The organism is Blautia sp. HCP3S3_G3, assembly GCF_052063365.1.
Lineage (GTDB): Bacteria > Bacillota > Clostridia > Lachnospirales > Lachnospiraceae > Blautia_A.
Map to the genome: position 1 here is coordinate 202,317 of NZ_JBQHXR010000001.1, position 24,448 is coordinate 226,764.

A 24,448-nucleotide genomic window follows, 5' to 3' on the forward strand; every position below is an offset into this window, starting at 1 on the left:
TTTTCTAAAAATTACAGAATCGAGGTGAACCAATGGCTGCAACGAGACTCATTGCGCTGCATATCAACAAAGGAAAAACGGTGGCCCAGTGTCTTGCGGACCGCACCGATTATTCTCAGAACGAAAAGAAAACTGATAACGGAAAATATATCAGCTCCTATGGCTGTGATTCGCGAACCTGCGATGAGGAATTCCTCTTCTCCAAGCGCCAATACGAGCATATCACCGGACGGCATCAGGCCCACGATGTGATTGCTTATCAGATCCGTCAGTCCTTCAAACCCGGTGAGGTCACACCGGAGGAAGCAAACAAAATCGGTTATGAACTGGCGATGCGCTGGACCAAGGGAAAGCACGCCTTCATCGTGGCAACACACATTGACCGCGCCCATATTCATAACCACATCATTTACAATTCCACCTCTATGGACTGCACCCGGAAATTCAAAAATTTCTTCCTCTCTGGCATGGCTGTAGCAAGGCTGAGTGACCTGCTTTGCCTGGAGCATGACCTGTCTGTTATTGACCGCAGGCCCTACGATGAACGCGAGAAAAGAACTGACTTCCCGAAGCGACCAACCTACAGAGATTCTATCTGTGAGGCTATTGATGCAGCACTGCAGAAAAAGCCAAAATCCTTCGATGAGCTGATCCATTTTCTGCAGGAGGATGGTTATCAGTACAAAACAGGAAAACAACCTGCACTGAAGGGGCCGGATCAAAAACGCTATATCCGCTTCCGCTCTCTGGGCGAAGGATATTCCGTTGAAGAGCTGGCTGCAGTGATTGCCGGAAATGCAGAACACCGCAGCAAATTCCAAGGTAAAAACAGAACCGGTACCAGCAGCAGGCAGGCGCAGAATTCTCGCCGCATGTCCTTCCTCATTGATATTCAGGGGAAGATGCGTGAGGGCAAAGGCCGTGGCTATGTTACTTGGGCGAAGAACTTTAATCTGAAGCAAAGAGCTGAAGCGATGCTGTTCATGCGAGAGCATAAAATCGAAAGCTTTGAAGAGCTGGTGCGCCGTGCGAATGAAGCCTCCGGTCAGGCAGATGATTTGCTGAATTCTGTAGAGGCAGATGAGGTTCGCCTGCAGGAAATCGCGGTGCTGAAAATGCATATCGTAAACTTTTCCAAAGCCAAGCCTGTCTTCGATGCCTATAAAGCCAGTGGCTACAGCAAGAAATTCTTTGAGGAGCATCGTGATGTGCTGACGCTCCGTCGTGCTGCAAAAAAGGCCTTCGATGAATATCTGGCAGTTCATCCGGATCAGAAATCACTGCCCCGCGTGAAGGAGCTGAATGCAGAGTATGCTGAGATCCTGTCCCGTAAGAAAAAGAACTATCAGAGCTATCGAGCTGTCCGAAAAGAAAACGAGGAATGGCAGATTGCCAAGAGCCTTGTTGCTGCAATCCTGCAGGAGGAAACCCGCCAGGAAGAGGAACAACACAGGCAGCAGAATCAGGAAAAATCACATTAAGGAACAGAAAACCCGGTGCAGGAAAACGGCAGCAAACCGTCCTCCCTGCATCGGGTATTTTTCTTTTTGGTAGCAATATATAAGCGTCTGTTTTACAGATGCGCAGCCGGAGCCGCAGGCCTCCGTTCTCTGGGGATTGGGGAAGGATTCCTCAACAAGCAAGACGGCTTTGTAATACAAAGACACTGCTTGCAGATTTGTAATTAATGTCAAAATAATGCAAAAATATTTCAAAATACACACTTGAAAAACTCAAGAACATCTTGAGAATTTAGCGCCGCTGTGATATTATATATAAGATGCGTAATCTATGCTTTTATGCGGCTTTATTCAAGAACAGGAGGCCCACTATGGCAGTCTGCTATAACAAACTTTGGAAACTATTGATAGATAAGAAAATGACAAAAACTCAGCTTTGCAACGAGGCAAAAATCACAACAAATGCAATGGCTAAGTTAGGAAGAAATGAGGACGTTCGCGTTGAAGTGCTGGTTAAGATTTGCTCAATTTTAGACTGCACGGTTGACGACATTATGGAGATCGTCCCAGATGCAAAATAACTTCTGAAGAATATTAAGATTGGAGATTCCGAACATGGCCAACAATTTATACATCGTTGATAATGCTTCTGAAGATCAGAGCGTAAAAAAATATTTGCAGGAGTGGTGCTCCATTTCGAAACAGATGGACATTGCAACCGGTTATCTTGAAATAGGCGGTCTTCTTGCGTTGGACCAGGAATGGCAGAAGATGGATAAGATCCGCATCATTCTTGGAAATGAAGTGACGAAAAGAACCAAGACCGTGATAGACACTGTCGTTAAAGCAATTCTTGATCGTATACGTGACAGTATTGATGAAGAAGCTGAGAAGAATGAATTTCTTATTGGGGTTCCTGCGATTCTGGATGCTATGAAATCTGGAAAAATCGAATGCCGCGTTTATGATAGCAGCAAATTCCACGCAAAAGCATATATTACATACTTTAGAGATGAATATCGTGATCAATTCATCTCTTCTATGAATGTTCCGTCTGGTTACGCACTCGTCGGATCTAGTAACTTTACCAAAGCTGGACTTACTCAGAATATTGAATTGAATGTGCAGGTCAAGAACGATGTTGATCAGCTTCAGCAGTGGTTCGAAAAGTACTGGGAAGAGGGCGTAGATATTACCCAGGCTATTCTCGAAGTTATTGAAAACCATTGCAAAGAATACAGTCCTTACGACGTTTATATGCGCTCTATGTATGAATATTTCAAGAGCCGTGAAGAGACTGTATCTGAATGGGAAAATCATGAATCTGTTATCTATCCGGGCCTTTCTCAGTATCAGAAAGACGGCTATAACAGCATGGTGGAAATTGCAGAAAGATACTCCGGCGCATTCTGCTGCGATGGTGTAGGTCTTGGCAAAACCTTTGTAGGTATGATGCTGATCGAACGCTTCGTGAAGAAAGAACGTAAGAATGTTGTTCTGATTGTTCCTGCGGCAGCAAGAATTTCTGTCTGGGAAACGACGATTAAAAAATATATTCCGGAAATCTTGGAAGGATTCTATCCGTTCAAGATTATTAACCATACAGATCTCCTGCTTGAAAAGAATCAGAATCTGATGGATCAGATTACAAAGCAGGCGGAAGTTGTTGTAATTGATGAGGCTCATCATTTCAGAAACCGTGGCTCTAATAGATATCGTAAGCTGTTCGATATGATGTCAAACGGCAGCCAGAAGCAGATGTTTATGCTGACTGCAACGCCAATCAACAATAGCTTTTTGGATCTTCAGCACCTTATCGAATTATTCACACATCGTCAGGACGATTACTTTGCAGCGGCACCGCTTGGTATCCACAGCTTGAGTGGTCATTTCAAAAAGATGGAAGCCACTTTGAACGGAATGACAGGAGCAGGCGTATCTGATTCTATAGATATTTCTGATGATATTTTCCGTGGAGACAAACTGGTAAATCAGCTGGTTGTTCAGCGCAGCCGTGCATATGTCAAACAGAGTCTCTCTGCTGCTGAGGGATCAAAAGTATTGTTCTCTCTTCGCCAGCCGCCTACAGTTGCAAATTATTCGCTGAAGGTTTCTTATGGCAAGCTGATTGAGGACTTTATGCGTTCTTTCTATCGTAAGGATAAGCAGACTGGAAAGCCAATCACTATTTTGTCTCTCGCGGTTTACTCACCTTATGAAGAAGAATACTTTATTGGCGACAGATCTAAGATTGATGAAATGGTTTCTGGTCGCCAGGCTCAGGTTGTCAATCTGATTAGACAGCTGCTATTAAAGCGCTTTGAAAGTTCGATTGCTGCATTTGAGGAAACCTGTATCCGTATTTACATTCGTCTCCGCAAATTTATGGAGGACTATAAGGATCAGGGTAATGCAAAGAAAATCGATAGATTGCTGGCTAAACATACTGAAGTATGGGAGTACATTGAAAATTATCTTGCATCTAACACCCAGACTACGGTTGAAGATATTGAAGATGATCTTCCGGAATACGTTTGGGAGTCTGAAGAGGAATTTGATATCAGTGAGTTTGATATCCGTGCAATGCTGGATGACACAGAACTTGATATGGAAGTTCTTGCCGAGTTCATTGAAGATATGATGGAATTCACTCCGGAAAATGATGACAAGATTCGTGAGCTGAAGCGAATTCTTACTGAAGATAAACGAGTTGCCGGACGCAAGGTAATCATCTTCTCCGAATACCGTGCAACCGCAGTATATATTTACAACGAATTAAAGAAGGCTGGTTTTACCAACCTCTATGAAATTGACGGTCAGTCCAGTGGAGACCGTCATGAGATGGTACAACGTTTTGCACCATATTACAACGATCTGTCCTCTGCTGAAGTTAAGGATGAGATTCAGATTCTGATTGCAACCGACGTTCTTGCAGAAGGTTTGAACCTGCAGGATGCTTCTTGCCTGATTAACTATGAACTGCATTGGAACCCTGTTCGTTTGATGCAGAGAATCGGTCGTGTGGACCGTCGTAGAAATGCAGCAATTGAAGAAAAACTGCTTGCAGACCATCCTGAACTGGCAGCAGATCGTGCAAATGCATATTACTGGAATTTCTTACCACCTGAAGAGCTGGAAAAACTTCTTTCTCTGTATCACACAGTATCCAAGAAGACTCTTCGCATTTCGAAGACCTTCGGTATTGAAGGAAAGAAACTTCTTACACCGGATGACGATTATGAGGCACTGAAAGACTTCAACTCTCAGTATGAAGGTGCTCCTTCTGCTGACGAGGAGATTGCCCTTGCTTATCAGCAGATGCTGATTGATAACCCTGGATACGAAGAACTTGTGCAGACTTTGCCTAAAAAGATGTACAGCGGCAAGATTGCATCTACCAGGAAGGGATTCTTCTTCTGCTATGAACTGCCTAGCAAGAGGGCAGACGGCAGCTGGACAGATGGAGACGGTCTTTATCGTTGGTACTTCATTGATCCGGAGAACGGCAATGTAACAGATCAAACTTACGAGATTTGGAAGGCCATCCAGTGCGGCAAAGAAGAAGCTCGTGTACTTACGATTAACGAAGAAACTTTCGCTTCTGTGCGCAAAAAGATGGACTCCCATCTTAAGAAAACCTATATGCGTGCAGTACAGGCTCCATTAGGTGTCAAGCCGAGACTTGTTACCTGGATGCAGCTTGTCTAAGGAGGGAACGCCATGGCATACGATATTAGAAGCGTAAGAAATATCACAGACCTGATTGGATATTTTTCTGAAAATCTGAATTGGGCTATTGATATCGATGACTTTGATGATATCGAAGATATTTCCTACGACTTTGAAGCTGAAGATATTGGATTGAAGGAAGAAAACTTTGCGAAGATTTCTTCCCTTCGTCAGCTCCAACCGTTGGTTGACGGGCAGCAGTGGGGCATTTTCTGCATTGAATTTGACAGTAATAAATTTGAAGTTTCTGCACTCAGAAAGATACTCTCTAAGTTTGTTCCTAAGAGAAGAAGCATGATTGATCATGCAGTGTGGGAACAGCAGGACTTACTGTTTATCTGCAACTGGGGCGAAGACAATAATCGCACCATCGGTATTGCTCATTTTGAGGACCAGGAAAAGGGTCTTCCTCAGATTAAAATGATTTCCTGTGCGCCTGCGCTGGAAGACTTTACCCAGATTAAGGTGTTTGAGGACAGACTTGCACAGCTTGCATGGCCGAAGAACACCAGCAATATCGATGCATGGAGAGAAGCATGGTCCAATGCTTTTGCTTCCGGATATCGCCAGACCATTCAGGATTCTTCTACCCTGACTATTCAGCTGGCAGCAGAGGCTCAGAATATTCGAAATCGTATTCTGTCCATTCTGGATGTTGAAACCAAGAATGGTTATGTGCATCTGCTTTATGACAAGTTTAAAGATACACTGATTCATGACATGACCGAGCAGCAGTTTGCAGATATGTATGCCCAGACCGTTGTGTACGGTTTGTTCTCTGCGCGTTGCATGGACAGCACACGGGATGACTTCAGTGCTGCAGAAGCTATCGACTGCATTCCGAGTACAAACCCGTTCCTTAAGAGCCTGATGCGTGAATGCCTGGGTTCTCAGGGCAGCAATAAGCTTTCTTTCGATGAATTGGAAATTGGCAATGTTGTTGATCTTCTTTTGCACACAAAGACAGATGAAATCATCAAAGATTTCAACCGTCAGACCGGTGGTGGACGAGAAGATCCGGTTATCCATTTCTATGAGGAATTCCTGACCGCATACGATAAATCCCAAAAGGTTCAGAGAGGTGTTTACTATACTCCTCAGCCTGTTGTTAATTTCATCGTTCGTGCTGTGGATTCTATTTTGAAGACTGAATTCGGATATGAAGATGGTCTTGCATCTACCGAGACAAAGAAAATAAAGGTTATGCGAGATAGCCGTCGTAGAGTAAATGGCTATAAGACTCAGGTTGAAGAACAGATTGAAGTTCCTGCTGTTCAGATTCTTGATCCAGCAACAGGTACAGGTACCTTCCTGAGACAGACCATTCTCCAGATTTATGAGAATTTCCAGCAGAAACATAAGGGAGAACCTAAGGATGCTGTCGCTGCGCTTTGGAACAAATATGTAGACGAGAGCCTTCTTCCTCGTTTGAATGGTTTCGAGCTTATGATGGCTCCTTATGCCGTTGCACATATGAAGTTAGCAATGGTACTGAAAGATACCGGGTATGATTTCTCAGGAACACATCGTTTAAATGTATTCCTGACCAATTCACTTGAAAAAGCGGGAAATTCTGACAACCAGCTTACCTTGTTTGATGATCCATTGGCAATTGAATCTATCGAAGCAAATGAGGTTAAGAAAAACACTGGCATCAACATAATGATTGGAAATCCACCATATGCAGGAGAAAGTTCTAACAAAGGTGAATGGATCCTATCATTGATTGAAGATTATAAAAAAGAGCCAGGTGGCCAGGTTAAACTTCAAGAACAAAACTCCAAATGGATAAATGATGATTATGTTAAATTTATTAGACTTTCACAAGAGTTCATAAATAGTAGTTCAGCCGGAATAATGGCCTTTATTTGCCCACATGGTTTCATTGATAATCCAACGTTTAGAGGAATGCGATGGAATCTTCTGAAAATGTACGACAAGATTTATGTTCTAGATTTACATGGTAACGCAAAGAAGCAAGAAACTGCACTTGATGGCAGTAAAGATGAAAATGTTTTTGATATCCAGCAAGGTGTTTGTATTACCTTGATGATTCGAAATGGCGTAAAGTCAAAAGGAAATGCAGAGGTATATCATGCTGACTGTTTTGGCGTAAGAGATTTTAAGTACAGCCAGTTATCCACACTTCAGGTAAATCAAATATCATGGTCTTTAGTTAATTATTCAGAGCCGTTTTACTTGTTTAAGCCGGTGAAAGAATCTGGTATTGCTAAGAGTGAATTATATAGCACAGCTGAATTGTTTATTGAATCTGTAATGGGGTTTCAAACTCATAGGGATAACTTTGCGATTTCTACAAGTAGAGAGGAAATCGCACATAGAGTTGATGAAATGTGTGACGAATCTATTTCAGATGACATTTTAGCGGATAGATATTCTATTTCAGATAATCGTGATTGGAAAATAGCTAGAGCGAGAGCAAGAATTCGACAAGATACAACTCGACAAGAAAAAATAACCTCTTGTCAATATAGAATATGGGATATTCGTTCGTGCTATCTAGATGAAGGGTTCATGGATTATCCACGTGGTAATGTTTTTTGTCATGTGACTAATAAAGACAACTATGTATTTGGAGTAGGACGTCAAGGTTTGGCAGTCGGAAACATCGAATGGTGTTTGGCTACTGTATCTAAATATGCAATGGATGCGAATATCTTTAGGCGTGGCGGTATTACTGCGGCTCCACTGTATGTTTATAGAAGCGTATTTGGTAGAGAAACCCGCACGCCTAATTTAGATCTTGAGATTATAAAAAAGTTTGAAAATGCTATTGGAAAAACTTTCGTGCCAGAAATTCAAGAAGATGGTTTCTCTCCAATTGATATTATGGACTATACATATGCAATTTTATATTCGCATAAGTATCGTTCAGCATTTGCCGACGATTTGAAAATTGATTATCCAAAAGTTCCATACCCAGTATCCCCTGAGTACTTTGAGCTAATGGCGGGCTACGGAGCAGAACTAAGGGGACTTCACACGATGGAAATACCTATAGAAACGGAGGAAATCCTTATTTCTGATGAATCCAATATGCTTGTTGATAAGTATGTATTAAAAGACGGTAAGATTTATTTGAATAAGAATTGCTTCTTTATGGTGAGTACAGGTGAAAGTCTTGATGAAGCCTGGAACTATACAATTGGAGGAAATCAACCTTTGCAAAAATGGTTAAAGGACAGAAAGAAGACACATCTTTCAAAAGAAGATATTATTCACTATAAAAAAATGATTATCGCAACATTAAGGACAATATTGCTTATGTCAAAGATTGATGATGTGATTAACCTGTAATTGAGGTGGCCAAAGTGGAAGAAATGGTGTTATTAAAATGTGAAAGGGAGTCTAAGATGGCTGTAGTTCTGTGCCCTCAGTGCGCAAGAATCAGCCGCCAGGTGTTGAAGGCTCCCTATTCACCAATGAGAAAAGCAGAACTTGTGAGACCACATAGCTGCCCTGTTTGTGGGGCAGCTTACGAGTTGTGTTCTTTGAATGGAGCAGAAAATTACCGTGCAGATTTTGCCAGGTATAATAACGCTCCATCGCAGTACAACGATGCTGTACGGGATAACTATGCCCAAAAGCAGAAATCTCAGCCTACACCTACTAACACAACTTCCACAATCTCCTCAAACACCACCTCAGGTCTCAATGAACAGAGACAGAACCTTGCTAATGTTATGCAGCAGCGTTTAGATCAGCAGAGGGCGGCCACACCGTCCACTCCTGCTACTAACACAAACAAGTCTCAGAGCACGATTCCGGTTCCACATACTGCAATTCCTCTTTGGCAGGATCTGTTTTCTACGACTATTCTTGGCCGTGGCAGAACCTACTATAATGCAGGACGCGTGAAGAACCTGTCCAAAAACAATGGTTGTCACACTGCTGTTGTGTCCGGAACCGAAAAATACAATGTCATTATTTCCTATGAAGGTGACAAGATTGCCTCTATGACTTGTAATTGCCCGTATGCACAGTCTGGAGAACGCTGTAAGCATATGGCTGCGGTTCTGTACACTGCATATGGCGATGGTTCTGTTAGAAAAGCCCCAGAGTCTGTGTCTGAGAAGAAGTCAGATGCTGTTCCCGCATCTACGCTGACTGTAGCAACACAAGAAAAGGTAGCAGATACTATTTCGATTCCTGTTATGCAATCGTCTGCTACTGCTGCAAATGAAACAGAAACCCCTTATCAGGAACTGGATAGAAAGATTGATTTCTGGAAACGCGAACTTCTTGATACTGGTAAGCGAAACAAGATGATCAATTACCGTGAGACGAAGCGCTCTACTCTAAAGATTTTGGAGCCAAGCGCAGAGGATCTGTTCAATCAGCTTGCTGTAACTGAAAAGACGCTGACCTTCCAGAAGCCTATTAGCAAAGAAACGGATATTCGTACATATTCGCTGCTTTCTCTTTTGGAAACGCTGTCTTATTCACTGCCTGTTACCAGAGGCGATATTAAAACTGACGGAACAATCGTTGAGCGTGAGAAGACGCTGAAAAACCTGCGTTCCAAGGCGAAATTGGCACAGGAGGAACAAGGTACAAACATTCTGTATCTGTGCTTCGGCTTTATCTATTGGAGAGAGCATGACCGTGATAGCTCTCCGTGGATGAAATCTCCGCTTCTAATGATGCCGGTTACCTTGGGGCTGAAATCCTTAAATGCACCTTATACCCTTACAAAGGGTGACGATGAAATCGAAGTCAACCCGACTCTCGATTATCTGTTTAATGCTGAATACAATATTGATCTTCCGACATTTGAGTTGAAGAATAAGAGCTCTTTTGCGGAGTACTTAAGAACAATAGAAGAAATCGTTGACCGCCGAGGATGGAAAGTTGTACAGGAGGTCAGCCTTGGCCTGCTTTCTTTCCTGAAAATCAGCATGTATCACGATCTGAATAACAATCGTGAGCTGATGATCAACAATCCTGTTCTCCGTGCTATGGCTGGAGACAGAACTGCAATTGCCGATATTCCGGCAGCTGCACAGAATTATGATTTTGATAAGGCCGATCCTAAGGATTGGCATGAAGTTGTTAACTCCGACTCTTCCCAGGAAGAAGCAATTCTTCTTTCCAAGATGGGTGTTAGCTTTGTAATGCAGGGCCCTCCTGGTACCGGTAAGAGCCAGACTATTACAAATATTATTGCAGAGGCAATGGCCGATGGAAAGAAAGTGCTGTTTGTATCTGAGAAGGCAGCAGCTCTTCAGGTTGTTCTGAAGCGTTTGACAGAGATTGGTCTGTCTGATTTCTGTCTGTCTCTGCATAACTACAAGGCAAATAAAAAAGAAATTATCGATAGCATTGGTGCAAATCTCAGCCTTCAGCCAGAATACATTGGAGATTCCGTGCTGAGAGAATTAACCGAGCTTTTCCATGATAGACAGTACCTGGATACTTATGCAGATGAACTTCATCAGGCGATTGCGCCTCTGGGTGACAGCATCTACATGGTATTTGGTAAATTATCAAAATTAGAAAACGCTTCTGTCGTTGAATTCTCTATGGAAAAACCAATGGAGATATCAAAAGAACAGTATGCGTCCCTTCTTTACTGTATCTCTGCATTTGAGAAAGCCCTGCAGAACTTGGATGGGCCTCTTTCCGAGAACCCTTGGCATGGAACGAAAGCAACTTCTTCCGGCCAGACTTATAAGCAGGAACTTGTGGCAGCTACGGGAAAGCTTGCCTCTGAATTGCGTGAAATGGATCAGCTGGCAACAGCATTGAATGCGGAGTATCAAACAGCATTTCCGCATACATGGATCGGTACTAAGGAAGGCACTGACGAGTTAGGACAGGCACTGGCTTTGCCACTGTTTACTACAGACTGGCTTGAATCTGCTACACGTGCGCGGATGCTTTCAACTGCGAGATTTGAATATCAGGAACAGCAGAAATATTATGCTGCCTGTGATTCTTTTAGAGAGGTATTGGATACGTCTGTTCTTGATGCGCCTATTGGCACATGGCTTGATCAGGCAAAAACTGTGACTGACAACCTGGCACAGCTTGGCTTCAATACAGATTACTCTATGGCACCGTTCTCCAATGCAATTGCAAATCGAGAGTCTGCTACCGCATTGATTGGAACATTAAAAGCTTTCCTCGATCAGTATCAGGTTGCGGAAAACACAGCTGGTATTGGTGGAACGATAACATTTAATAAAGCGGAAAAACTGTATGCATTGATTGCTCTTCTTGAAAAGAAACATCAGTATATGCATCCTTCCTGGTTCACATATAAGACGCTTAACAAGTTGTCCGCACACCTTCCGGAAGCAAAAGCACATGCGGAGGCTCTGAAAAAGGCCAATGATGCAATTGCAATAAACTGGATTGATAGCGTATATGAAATAGATGCAAGTAAGATCTCTGAGTATTTCGGTTCTGAGTACGCTTGGATTTACCAGCAATCAGGAGATGTAGGAGCCCTTCTTGATAGTGAAATCGCCAATGCGAATGCGCTCTTATCAGAAATCAACAGTTTGTTAGATGCCACAAAAGAAGCCTATTCATTGCTTCGTTATACCGGTTCGGATTCCATCGAGAGTATAACCATGCTCTGCAATGTCCTTTCTTTGATCGCTGAAGCTCCATATATGGAGTCCGATTGGTTCGATCCAAGAAAGAATGCAGAGATTCTGCCAAAAATCAAGGAAGCAATAGGCATTTGTGACTCAGTGCGTCAAAAATCCAATGCATTGTTAGTTGAGTGGGAACCAACTGTATTCTCTATTGATGCAGATGGTATGCTGGCAAGATTTAAGACTGAGTATACTGGTTTCCTTCATAAAATGAAGGGCAATTACAAGGAAGATATCAAAACCATTAAGCTGAATGCCAAGGCAGTTGGAAAAGCAATAGATAAACCTCAGATTATTGCACTTCTCCAGCAGATAAAAGAAGTAAACGAAGAGAAAAAGTGGTTTGATGCTCATTCTGCAGAGATGACTGCCCTTTTGGGGGCACGCTATAAAGGAATTGATACTGACTGGGCTGCCGTCCAGAAATCTATGCAGGTCGCATTGCAGATAGCTGCATTATTCCCTTATGGTAGCATTCCTCTGGAAACCATCCATGCAATCCGTGCTATTACAGAAAGCTTGCAGCTTACCGGCGATGCAAAACGCATTTGTGATCTGATTTCCACATCGAATATTGAACATTGTGCTACGAATATTACTGGAAGGAAGTTCGTGGCTGGCTTTGTGCACTCTTCTTCTCTCGGCGGGGATATAATCCCTCAGATTGATAGCTTTATAAAAAATGGCGGGCAGCAGCGACTCTATATTGAACAGTTCAAGAGCGCAAAGAAAACGGCGTCCCTTTCCTATGAAGAGATTAATGAACTGCTTGCTAACTTGATTATTGTGAAGCAGGAAGAAGCATGGTTTGAAGAAAATGCTGAAACCAATCGTGAGTTGTTTGCTGCACTGAATCAGGGTAAAAACTCGGATTGGGAAATGATTGAAGCTGGGGTGGAACTTACAAAGACGATTAAAGCGCTCTTTGAGGATAGTGTTGTGCCGGAAACCGTTGTGGCATATGCCTGTGCCGAATCCCGAGATGAGAACACAACGCTTTCCATTGCGATGTTAAGTTCCGCAAAGATAGAGGAATACAAACATGCACTTTTTGCGATTGCGCCTCAGTGGAGTGCAGACAAATTCGTAGTTCCTAAGATTGTCGAAAATCTTGAGGCTTACGGAACTGCAGCAGCAACTATTTTCTCTGTCATAGCAGAGATACGTGGATATGCTTCGTCTGGATCTCTAACTGCAGAAGAGCTTCTTACTAAAGTTGCTAATGCAAAAGAGGCCAGATTCTGTAAACAAGAAATTGAAAAACGCGAGCAGAGTAATTCTAAACTGTTTGGTAGTCGCTATGCAGGTGTTGATACAGAGTGGACTACTCTGCAGAGGGATATTACTGCCGTTGAGGCTGTAACCACATCCACGCGAACTGTGATTCCGGACAGTATGCTTGCTATGATTTCCAACGATTCTGACAGCAGAGAAAGATTAGCTTCTTTACATGCAAGATTGTCGGAACTTGTAACAAAAACAATGCCAGAAATCGGATACTTCCAGGAACAGTTTGAGAATGTTGATTTTACCGGAAGTGCATTGGTTGCTATTGCCGACAGATATGATGCATGTCTGAATGGTTTCGGCGAATTGAATAAATGGCTTGATTATGTTGAAACTCGTGCTGAGTGTGATAAGCATGGTCTTGCAGACTTTACTGCAAAGATTGCGGCTGCAGACAACTCTATCCCTGATGTTCGAGCCGCATTTGAAAGAGGCTTTTATCACCAGTGGATTGGTTTGGCAATGGATACTGTTCCAGCCGTTCAGAGCTTCCGTCGTCGAGTACACGAACAGCGAATCGACCGCTTTGTTAAGACGGACGAAAAGCAGTATGAGCTTTCTCAGAAACGTATTCGCGATAGAATTATCAGCACTTATCCTAGAACCAACCAGATGGCAAAAGCCGGATCAGAGCTGGGTATTCTGCGCCATGAAATGGAAAAGAAGCGCAGAATTATGCCGCTAAGAAAGCTCTTCCAGTCCATCCCTAATCTCTTGCTTACATTAAAGCCTTGTTTGATGATGTCTCCACTTTCAGTAGCGTATTTCCTGGAGGCAGGTTCATATCAGTTTGATATGGTCATCTTCGATGAGGCATCGCAGATCTTCCCACAGGATGCGATTGGTGCAATTTTCCGTGCAAAACAAGTTGTAATTGCAGGCGATACAAAACAGCTGCCGCCTACTAGTTTCTTTGCTTCTAGCACTGGTAATGGTGACGATGCATTTGATGATGAGGACAGCTATGACGATGAAGTATACGACTCCATCCTCGAAGAGACTGCCAATATTCTGCCGAACAGAACACTCCTTTGGCATTACAGAAGTAAACATGAGCACCTTATTGCTTTCTCTAACCAGGAGATTTATAAGGGAGAGCTTGTTACCTTCCCGAGCAGTAATGAAAGCGAACGGGATACCGGCGTTGAATTTGTATATGTTGAAGATGGTTATTATGAAGGCGGTGGAAAGAACTGCAACATCCTTGAGGCAAGGAGAATTGTCCAGTTAATCAAAGAGCACATTGATAGACATCCAACACGTTCTTTGGGCGTTATTGCGTTTAGTGAAAAGCAGCAAAATGCAATTGCTCTTGAGGTTCAAAGATTCCGTGAAAAGAATTCCGAATATGAGGAGTTCTTTGCGGAAGGAAAAGAGGATGAATTCTTCATTAAGAACCTTGAAAATGTTCAGGGCGATGAACGCGATACAATCATTTTCAGCGTTGGTTATGCAAAGACGAAAGAGCAGAAAGCTAATAATCGACCGATGGCAATGCGCTTTGGACCGCTAGGCGTTCAGGGCGGTGAACGCCGTTTGAACGTTGCTATTACACGTGCAAAAACGAATGTCAAGCTGGTCAGCTCTATCCTCCCTTCTGACATTGATCTTAACAGAACGGAATCGGACGGCGTTCGTATGCTTAGATCCTATATCGAGTTTGCGATGAATGGAGATGCAACTCTTGCAGCTGCACGAGCAAATGCAAAACCTGATGATTTTGTTGATGCCATAGCTAAGTACTTAACAGATCATGGATATAAGATTAGTCAGTATGTCGGATGCTCTGGATATAAGATCGATATTGCGGTTGAACATCCTTCTGAAATTGTACATCAGTTTGCAGCGGGCATAGAATGCGATGGCTATTCCTATGCATCTTCCAGAACCGCAAGAGACCGTGACCGCCTTAGAGGCTCTGTCCTTAAAAATATGGGATGGAACATGTATCGTGTATGGTCTGCAGAATGGTACAAGAACCCTGAAGTTGAAGGAGAAAAATTACTTGCCTTTATCAAATCTGCGATTGACGAGTGCGATAAGAAAGTAAAAGCAATCGAAGAAGAAAAACGAAAAGCTGAAGAAGCATTAAGAAAAGCTGAGGAGGCCAAACGCAAAGAGCAGGAACGGATTAAGGCTGAACAAGAAGCTGCGGAGCGTAAGCGTCTGGCAGACGAAGCTCGGCGTGAAGCTGAGGCAAAAGCGGCAAAGGAAGCAAAACGACGTGAAGCAGCACAGCGTCAGGCAGCCCAGGAAGAAGCACGCCGCGAAGCAGCAAGAAAGCAGTGGGAAGAAGAAAGACGACGCAAAGAAGCGGAGCAAAAAGCTAGGGCTCCAAAAGTTGATATCAGCTGGGTGAAAAAAGACGCGCTGGTTAAGCACAAATCGTTTGGAATTGGTTCAGTTAAAAAGATTGAAGACGGCTATATCAATATTGCGTTCCCCGCAGGCGAAAAACGTTTTGCAATTCCTTCCGCTTTTGAAACTGGCTTTTTGACAAGACCAGAACCTGGCGAGAACGTATCTTCAGGTGTAAATGCACCGAAACAGCCGGTTCGCACTGGCAGCAAAAGCCCTGTGGAACTGATTCGCGAGCTTGCTGCGAAAGGATTTACCTGCATTGATAATCGCAGCACATCAGGAATAGTATGGGTGCTTTATAGCTCCGAAAAGAAAACTAGCTTTGAGACAATTGTTGCCGGATATAGTGTTCAGTATAAGTTGGAAAAACGTGGCGCTATGGCAACGAAGAACGCTCCTGCATGGAGGATTATGTTTAATTAATTGGAGGGCATATACATGGCTGGCAAAGAATTGAAGTATGAAATCATTAATCAGATTGGTGTGATCTCCACTTCTGCAAGTGGTTGGAATACCGAACTCAATCGTATTAGTTGGAATGGGGCAGAACCAAAATATGACCTTAGATCCTGGTCTCCGGATCATTCCAAGATGGGAAAAGGGATTACTCTTTCCGAAAGTGAACTGACTGCTCTTGCTGATCTTCTGGCAAAAGAAGTTGAGTTTTTGAAAGAGGACTAATTCCAATTGTAGCGTAAGGAGGGGCAAATCATGGATAACAAAACAGTTATTAATCCTGCTTTGCAGCAGTCTGCCCAGACTGTAATAAATAATGAAATCGTTGAGGAATATAACCGCCAGAATAATATCAGTAATTCTGGTGAGGCTCTTGTGCGTGACGGCGCAACGATTTTGGACAAGTATGTTGTTACTAGACAGTTAGAGGTAGCATCTGGCGAGGCAGATTTATACCTTTGTTCTTGTGGCGGGGTGCAGTATGTTGCCAAAATCTACAAGCGTCAGTTTGCAATAAAGCAGGAAGTTATTGATGCCCTTCTGAAGATTGATTCTCCTTACGTTGCAAAGCTATATGAGACTGGTAGCCACAATGGTTTTCCAGTTGAAATTCTTCCATATTATGAAAACGGAAGCCTCCAGGGAAAGACATTTTCTGAGGATGAACTTATTAGAGGAATTATTCCAAATATTAACGAAGGACTGCATGCGATTCACAGCGCAGGCATTATCCATAAGGACCTTAAACCATCAAATATCATGCTAAATAGTGATGGTGAAACTGTATCAATTATCGATTTTGGAATTAGTTCTGCTGTTGAGGGAAATAATACCATTCTTGTAACGAAGACCGGCATGACTCCGGAGTATTCTGCTCCGGAAACCTTTAAAAACATTTTCTATGAAGGTTCCGATTACTATTCATTCGGTATTACTCTCTTTGAGTTGTTCTGCGGTTATACTCCATACGCAAATATGCAGCCGGAAGAGATTGAACAGTATGTCTCTGTTCAGCGAATTCCTTTCCCTGAAAATATGACACCGCTTATGCAGGACTTCATATCAGCACTGACATACTACGATATCAGCTATAGAAAGAACAAGAATAATCCGAATAGGCGCTGGACTTACGAAGAAGTAAGAAAGTGGCTTGATGGAGAACCCCTGGTTATTCCTGGAGAAGGAGTTGGAAATGCCGGAAAAGGCGCTATGCCTGCGTATCAGTTCCTTGGAGAGTCTTACACAGATCCTGCACAGCTGGTTGCTGCATTTGCAAAGAATTGGGAGGAAGGAAAGAAACAACTGTTCAGAGGTTACATTACTTCACACTTCAGAACTTATAATCAAGATATAGCCAGAAAGTGCCAGGCTGCAGAGGAAGAGGCCGGACGTGAAAATGGTAGAGACGATATTATTTTCTGGAAGCTTCTGTATCAGATTCATCCTAAATTGAAAGGCTTTTACTGGAAGGGTCAGACATTTGAAAGCTTGCCTGCATTTGGCAGAGATGTATTGGAAAAATTATGGGATAGAGATCATTCTCAATTTTCTTATTACGCAAGTATCTTAGGAGAAAAACTGTTAAGCCAGTATGTGCTTCAGGCCCAGCCTAAGAATGAAAAATTAAAGAAAGCCGCTGCTGCTATTGAGGATTCTTACGAGCTTGAGAAAACAAATGGAACGGACATGCGAAGAACCTATTATCTTATGGCATACACTCTGTCCGGGCAGAAATTACTCCTATTAGACGGAGAACAGTTCAGAACAGTGGGCGAATTGGCTGGTTATATGCGCTCTGTGCTGGATGAGTCCTACGACCGTTTCGAATCATTGTGTCACCGGCTGATTGATTATGATGGAAATCTTGATTTTCAGTTGGAAACATGGCTTATTGCCATCGGTAAGCAAAATGAAATTGATAAATGGCGTCAGTCTATGAATGAGTAAAGGAGGATTGCTGTATGAGCGGACCTAAAATTTCCGTTTATGAATTAAGCGGATGGGGCAAAAAAATAGTCTTTGGTCAGATGCGTTGTGAGCAGCAGTCTGTTCTTTGTGCACAGCAAATACAGGAGCTGATTCATCAGACTCTTTCTTATAGTGGCGAGCTGCAAAAGCAGATGTCCCTTTTGGAGATTCTCGAACGTCGAGGCGAATCGGCTTCCGGACAACGAGAAGAATTATTAAAGCTGTTAAAAAGATTGGAAACCGAAACCGATCAGGTGAGATCTACGCTGCTGGCAAATATGCCGCAAATATCGGCCAAGTATAGGATTACAGAAGAAGCTCTAGAAGAAAAGAAACAGGACTTAGCCAAATTACGTGCATTAAGAAAACAGATCCAAAAGCTGCGAGAAGATATAGATGCAGCGGTGGGAAATGCTAATGATGCTGGTTCGGTTGCATCTGAAAGCATCCAACATAGTATTGCAGAAGATCTTGGCGGATATGTTTCTTTTGATCTTCCGCCTGAAGATGACATTCCGGATACCAGTTTTGAAGATAGTAAAGCAGGGCTGCAAAATGAATTAACTGTATTGCTGAGAGATCCGGGGTTATCACCAGAAATCATTGCCGAGATTAAGAAGGCTATTATTTCTCTAGATAAAATACATCAGATTGAGTATTTGCACTCTTTTGATTCGGTAACTGTAAAGAATATTTTCAAGAAAATTGATGCCTATAAGCACGAACTTGAAAAGAAACAAGCCGAATTCAATGAGGCATACAGCAGATATAAAATGCTTTGTTCTATGGCTAAAGAAACAGCCGCCACTTTTGAGTATTCCGAAGAAGCATTTGCAGAAATGGAAGAAGAAATAGAGCGTCTAGAGATAGCCATAGTTAGAATGCAGGAACAGGATTATGTGAGCGAGTGTGTTGATCAGGTTATGACCGAAATGGGATATGACTTGATTGGCTCACGTGAGGTGGTAAAGAAGAAAACAGGAAAACGCTTCCGAAATGAACTATTCACTTTTAATGAAGGAACTGCAGTAAATGTCACGTATTCTTCAGATGGACAAATTTCCATGGAATTGGGTGGAATCGCCCGAGAAGATAGAATTCCTAGTCCAGAAGAAACAGAAATGCTCACACAGGATATGCAGACATTCTGCGGAGAATTTGCGGAGTTTGAGCGTCTCTTAAAGGCCAAGGGTGTAGTGATTAATCGACGAATAGCTCTTTCCCCTCCTTCTGCAGAATACGCAGCTATCATTAATGTTTCTGATTATGACGTTTCCGAAGGTACTCAGATTACTGAAATGAAATCTGTGGACCGAAAGAAAAAGGCAGCAGAGAAAAAGGTTATGCGGAGGACTGAATAATGGAATTTAAGAAGTATAAAGTATGCCCTTCGTGTGGCGAACATAATAGACCTACTTCATTGGAATGTAGAAAGTGCGAGACGGATTTGACGGGTGTTCGTGTTGTTGATAGTGAAACTGAACAGCGTGAAGCAGAAAAAGTGGCTTCAGAGAATACCGGCACAACGGGAGCGGATGCAGCAACCGGTCCTCTCGTAAGAGTGTGTGAAGAATGTGGTGCTGAAAATGCACCCCAGGCTCGCAAATGCAAACAATGTGGAGAAGATATTTCAGACATACTTCCCACTCCGTCAACCGGAATCGAGGAAAAACCGTTTGCATATAAGCTAACTTCCATTGATGGAGAGTACAGTGCGGTTATTGAAAAAGCGGTAAGTATAGTGGGACGAGAAGCTGATCTGAAAGATTATCTTGGAAATAAAATGTACGTGAGCCGTCAACATGCGGAGTTCACCATCGTTGCTGGAAAGGTTTTTGTAAAGAACTTGAGTAGTACAAACAAGACCTTTGTCAACAATATGGAAATACCCAATGATGAGCCTACAGCATTAAATTTTGGTGATGAAATCGGTCTTGGCGGAAAAGTGGTTTCAGATACCAGACAGGATAATGCAGCATATTTTGTTGTTCAGGAACAATCATGAATATCGCTAGAGTCTTATATCCGGTAAGAGTTCTGGGCCCTGGAAACAGAATCGGAATTTGGGTTTGCGGATGTCACCGTGCATGCCCTGGATGCAGCAATCCAGAACTTTGGTATGAAAGACCGGAATATGAAATTTCCATTGATCAGCTCATGGAACTAATCAATACCGTGAAGAAAACGAATGATATTGATGGATTTACAATCACCGGTGGTGAACCAATGAATCAAGCTGGTGATTTATCGGTTCTGGTTGATAGGTTGTCAGAGATATCCGACGATATTCTGGTCTATTCAGGATACCGTTTGGGTGAATTAAAAAATCAGGACGCTAATACCCGGGCTGTTCTTGAAAAAATTGCAGTTCTGATCGATGGAGAATACATTGAAGAAAAAAACAACGACTCCAGGCTGCGTGGGTCATCCAATCAGGAGATTCACATTTTAAATCCGAAATTCATAGAAAAATATCAGCAGTATTTGGACGAAGGACACAATCAGATTCAAAATTTTACTACAGTAGATGGGATTGTTTCGGTAGGAATACATCACCCATCATTTGGAGGTTCACTATGGAAGAATTAGTAAGTGTAATGATGCTTGTTTTAGAAGAGTTGAGAGAAATTAACACCAAACTGGATGACATTAAGGGAATTGGTGTATATGGTTCAATTAACGATTTGCATGATCAATTAACAGAGATAGACCAATCTATTGATACTCTCGGCGACAAAATTGACGGAATTCGAGGTTCAGGTGTGTACGATACTATTAGCGATGTATGCGACAAGTTGGACAATGTTGAAAATGCGGTCTCTTCAGTAGAAACAACCGTCTTAATGAAATGAAGGGAGGATTGCTATGGCAGACTATATTGCAAAATGGCATAAAGAATTAGGCATATTCTGTAGAATAAAGCCCCTTATCATTGTTGAAGGAAATGTTCTGGATGTTTATCAGTATCCGGAAGAAGGAAGCATTTCTAAGGGAAGTATTTTGCGCTTGCCAGAATACCTTCATTATTATTTCAAGGATCAGGGCTATAAGACTATTGTCTTCTTTGATAGCATGCAGGGCTTCTATAATTCCTGCGAAGATGGTCATATTGAATCATTTGCTGAGATAACTAAAGCTAGAGTAGATGGACAATTTATTCGTAGTGAATTCAAAGGCAAAAACAATTCTGCCACTTCTATCGTTCGGACAGCAGTAAGTCAGAACAAAGAGCCGGTGGTAATCGTAATGAATCTTGCATCCAGATACATTACTTCCCCTGATAATGTTGACCAGTCTGAGGTGGATAGCTTTACGAATCTTCTGCTTGCATCCATGGAAGGAAAAGACGTTCGTACCGAAAATCGCATGCTGAAAAATCTGGTTGTCATGATCGTGAATAAGGTAAATGACGTTCCCGCATGGTTCTATCTGGATAATCCAAATGTGAAAACCATAAATATTGGCACCCCGTCCAAAGAAGAACGAGAAGCGCTGATTAAAGGTGAAAACTTTGAAACCTTTTTTGCCGGGGATGTATTTGATGAAGATTATCCTTATTACGAAGAACATCCAGATGAACTGGATAAGGTTCAGGATAAATTCGTTGGCTTAACGGAAGGCTTTAGTTTTACTGAAATTAACGGTTTGCGCCGACTGTGTAAGAATGAGCGCACCCGTATTCGCCAGATGTCATCTGTTGTTGATCTTTATCGTTATGGCATTAAAGAAAACCCGTGGGATAGTCTGGACGTAAATGAGCTAAAAACAGCAAAAGAAGATTTTCAGAAGCGCGTAAAAGGACAGGATTTTGCCATTGTTAAAACCCTGGATGTTGTTAAGCGTGCGGTTACTGGTATGGCAGGACTCAATAGTTCTTCTCACGGAAAGCCAAAGGGCATTCTCTTCTTTGCAGGTCCTACAGGTACCGGTAAAACAGAAACCGCCAAAACCTTAGCTGAAAAACTATTTGGTGATGAAAGCTGCTGTATTCGATTTGACATGAGTGAATACAGTCAGTCTCATAGTGATCAGAAGCTCCTTGGAGCGCCTCCTGGATATGTAGGTTATGAAGCTGGTGGCCAGCTGACTAATGCTGTGAAAGAGAATCCATTCTCTATTCTGCTTTTTGATGAAATTGAAAAGGCACATCCTTCCATCTTCGATAAATTCTTGCAGATTCTTGAAGACGGCAGAATGACAGATGGACAAGGTAATACTGTTTATTTCTCAGAGTGCATTATCATCTTTACCAGCAATTTGGGAATCTATACAAGGAATGAGTTTGGCGCTCGTGAACCGAATGTTACTCCGGAGATGGAGTATCCGGAAGTGCAGAAGAAAGTTCGTCAAGCCATTGAGGATTATTTTAAACTGGAGCTTGGTCGTCCGGAAATTTTGAACCGAATCGGTGAGAATATCGTTGTTTTTGATTTCATTCGCCCTGAGGTCGCTAAGCTGATTCTGGATGCACAGGTAAATAAAATTATCAAGAATCTGATGACCGAGAAAAATATTGAACTGGTTCTCTCTGAAAAAGCAATGACTATTCTGCTTTCAAAGTCAGTAGGTAATCTTGCTAATGGTGGACGTGGAATCGGTAATATCGTAGAGAGCTTACTTATTAATCCGCTCGCTCGATACATGTTTGATGAGGAAATCCGTGAAAAAGTAAAAATCACGATTGAGGATATTGATGCAGAGAATATGCCGTATGCATTAAGCTGCACTTGTGAGGCACTGTAATGATCTATGTAGCTACCCGAGTTGGTAAACATCATGAAGAAAGTGAAGATACTGTTTTAGTTGGGGAAATTATTCTGTCTAACGAAGAGGATACTTTACCTATCCCTAAAGACGGGTTTATTTGTGTTGCCGACGGCGTAGGTGGCAATCACGGGGGCGCTTGCGCATCCCTATTTGTTTTAGAAAATCTCTTATCTATAACATCACCGAGAGGCGTAGATGTTTTGCGGGATGAACTGATTAGAATTAATGATCTTCTGATTCGTGAAGGACAAGTCAATTCAGACCTCTCAGCAATGGCAACAACTCTGACAGGCGTTTTCGTAAGAGATACTGAGCGTTTTCTTATGCATGTAGGAAATACTCGGGCATACATCAAACAGGGACGTTACCTTAAGCAAATCACGCAAGACCATACTGTTTATAATTGGCTGCAAAAGACGGGCCGCTTTGATGAGGCTGAAGCCTGTAATAAAAATGAAATTACCAATTGTTTTGGTGGAGGAAACGCTTCGTTGCTATCCAAGATGTATGTAACGGAAATCGGAGATTTCACACAGCTTTTATTAACTTCAGATGGTGTGCATGAATATGTGGACATTGATCTTTTGGAAGATATTCTGAATGATAACTCCTCTGGAGAAGATAAATGTAATAGTATTTTGGATGCGGCATTGGCAGCAGGTTCAGACGACGATATGACGGTAATCCTTGTCTGTGCGAAGGAGGAATAATTTTGGGATTTAGATATCGAAAAAGCATAAATCTTGGTGGAGGTTTTCGCATAAATCTCAGCAAGTCAGGTATCGGTTATAGCTGGGGAACCAAGGGATATCGTGTAACCAAGACCGCTCGCGGAACAACGCGAAGAACATATTCTATCCCGGGAACAGGACTTTCATACACTCAGGAATCTGGCAGAGGGGATAATCGGCGAAGTAACCCAAGCCGTCAGCAGCGGAATAATACTCCGACAAGGCAGCCGGAGAACAACTTTAGGCAGCAGCCATTTACCCCATCATACGAGACGACTAGAGAAATAGAGTCTGGCAATGTGTCTCAATTCCAAACGGCTGAGGCTAATAATATCGTTTCTTCTATTCATAGAACGATTGCGCTGAATTCCTGGGGTACTATATTGATTTGGTGTATCCTCCTTATGGCATATAAGCCAGCTTTTATTGTTCTGCCTATAGCAGGCATTATTATGAAAATACTGGCTCACACCGTTGCTGTAGTCGATTTAGAGTACTCTTTTGACGCTGAAGCGGAAGAAGAACATACTCGTCGTATAGACGCATGGACTATTTTGGCCGAAGGTGATAAAGAATGGCAAATCACATCTGAACAGTTTAATTCGAATACGAAAGCTCATGCAGGTGCAAACAGAAGTATCAATAGAATTCCATGCACCATTAAAAAGGGCCGACCTTTCTATATTAAAACGAATGTAGATACGGTAGAGATTAAGCTGAAGAAAGAAACTCTTATCATATTGCCGGATAAAGTATTCGTTATTCGAGGTAAAAAAGTTGGTCTGGTAGATTATAAGGATTTCAATATGTCTGTTTCCAGCAGTAACTTCCGCGAAAATGAAAAAGTTCCAGGCGATGCCCGCGTAGTAGGATCGACGTGGCAATTTGTAAATGCAAACGGTACACCGGATAGACGTTATAAAAACAATCGTCAAATCCCTATCTGCCTTTATGGAACGGTCCGCCTGTATTCTGCCGGTGGCGCTGGAATCAATGTAGAATTAATGACTTCGAATATTCAAAAGGCACAAGATTTTAGAGATTTGGTCGTATAAACCGGAAA

The 24,448-nt window shown here is 42.4% G+C and carries 14 protein-coding genes; all 14 read left to right on the plus strand.

Annotated features, from left to right (window positions below; translation table 11 throughout):
* Positions 1 to 32: 32 nt before the first annotated feature.
* The 14 genes from ACTNEW_RS01020 to ACTNEW_RS01085 all read left to right on the plus strand — a co-directional run bounded on the left by ACTNEW_RS01020 (position 33) and on the right by ACTNEW_RS01085 (position 24,440).
* The gene (locus tag ACTNEW_RS01020; RefSeq protein WP_441056901.1) at positions 33 to 1,481 is read left to right on the plus strand and encodes a relaxase/mobilization nuclease domain-containing protein; all 1,449 of its coding nucleotides are present in this window, start codon (positions 33 to 35) and stop codon (positions 1,479 to 1,481) included.
* A gap of 350 nt (positions 1,482 to 1,831) precedes the next feature.
* On the plus strand, positions 1,832 to 2,041 hold the full coding sequence (locus ACTNEW_RS01025; protein ID WP_441056903.1) for a helix-turn-helix domain-containing protein: 210 nt from the start codon (positions 1,832 to 1,834) through the stop codon (positions 2,039 to 2,041).
* 34 nt (positions 2,042 to 2,075) lie between these two features.
* A complete protein-coding gene (locus ACTNEW_RS01030; RefSeq protein WP_441056905.1) occupies positions 2,076 to 5,168 on the plus strand; it encodes a helicase-related protein in 3,093 nt (1,030 codons plus the stop codon).
* Positions 5,169 to 5,180: 12 nt separating this feature from the next.
* Positions 5,181 to 8,507, plus strand: coding sequence for a type ISP restriction/modification enzyme (locus ACTNEW_RS01035; protein ID WP_441056907.1), 3,327 nt, complete (start codon positions 5,181 to 5,183; stop codon positions 8,505 to 8,507).
* 56 nt (positions 8,508 to 8,563) lie between these two features.
* A complete protein-coding gene (locus tag ACTNEW_RS01040) occupies positions 8,564 to 15,886 on the plus strand; it encodes a DUF4011 domain-containing protein (RefSeq protein WP_441056909.1) in 7,323 nt (2,440 codons plus the stop codon).
* 15 nt (positions 15,887 to 15,901) lie between these two features.
* Positions 15,902 to 16,144, plus strand: coding sequence for a YdbC family protein (locus ACTNEW_RS01045; protein WP_441056911.1), 243 nt, complete (start codon positions 15,902 to 15,904; stop codon positions 16,142 to 16,144).
* A gap of 30 nt (positions 16,145 to 16,174) precedes the next feature.
* Positions 16,175 to 17,866, plus strand: coding sequence for a protein kinase domain-containing protein (locus ACTNEW_RS01050; RefSeq protein WP_441056913.1), 1,692 nt, complete (start codon positions 16,175 to 16,177; stop codon positions 17,864 to 17,866).
* A gap of 14 nt (positions 17,867 to 17,880) precedes the next feature.
* Positions 17,881 to 19,248: a hypothetical protein gene (locus ACTNEW_RS01055; protein WP_441056914.1), complete on the plus strand. Its 1,368-nt coding sequence runs from the start codon at positions 17,881 to 17,883 to the stop codon at positions 19,246 to 19,248.
* Positions 19,248 to 19,892, plus strand: coding sequence for an FHA domain-containing protein (locus tag ACTNEW_RS01060; protein ID WP_441056916.1), 645 nt, complete (start codon positions 19,248 to 19,250; stop codon positions 19,890 to 19,892). Before ACTNEW_RS01055 ends, ACTNEW_RS01060 begins: the two co-directional genes overlap by 1 nt.
* The gene (locus ACTNEW_RS01065) at positions 19,889 to 20,476 is read left to right on the plus strand and encodes a 4Fe-4S single cluster domain-containing protein (protein ID WP_441056918.1); all 588 of its coding nucleotides are present in this window, start codon (positions 19,889 to 19,891) and stop codon (positions 20,474 to 20,476) included. The genes ACTNEW_RS01060 and ACTNEW_RS01065 overlap by 4 nt, the downstream gene beginning before the upstream one ends.
* A complete protein-coding gene (locus ACTNEW_RS01070; protein ID WP_441056920.1) occupies positions 20,464 to 20,739 on the plus strand; it encodes a hypothetical protein in 276 nt (91 codons plus the stop codon). The genes ACTNEW_RS01065 and ACTNEW_RS01070 overlap by 13 nt, the downstream gene beginning before the upstream one ends.
* A gap of 13 nt (positions 20,740 to 20,752) precedes the next feature.
* Positions 20,753 to 22,630 (plus strand): AAA family ATPase, encoded by a 1,878-nt coding sequence (locus tag ACTNEW_RS01075; protein WP_441056922.1) that lies wholly within the window; start codon positions 20,753 to 20,755, stop codon positions 22,628 to 22,630.
* Entirely contained in the window at positions 22,630 to 23,364 is a 735-nt protein-coding gene (locus ACTNEW_RS01080) for a PP2C family protein-serine/threonine phosphatase (protein ID WP_441056924.1), read from the plus strand. The genes ACTNEW_RS01075 and ACTNEW_RS01080 overlap by 1 nt, the downstream gene beginning before the upstream one ends.
* A 2-nt stretch (positions 23,365 to 23,366) precedes the next feature.
* Positions 23,367 to 24,440: a DUF4236 domain-containing protein gene (locus tag ACTNEW_RS01085; RefSeq protein WP_441056926.1), complete on the plus strand. Its 1,074-nt coding sequence runs from the start codon at positions 23,367 to 23,369 to the stop codon at positions 24,438 to 24,440.
* Positions 24,441 to 24,448 lie beyond the last annotated feature (8 nt).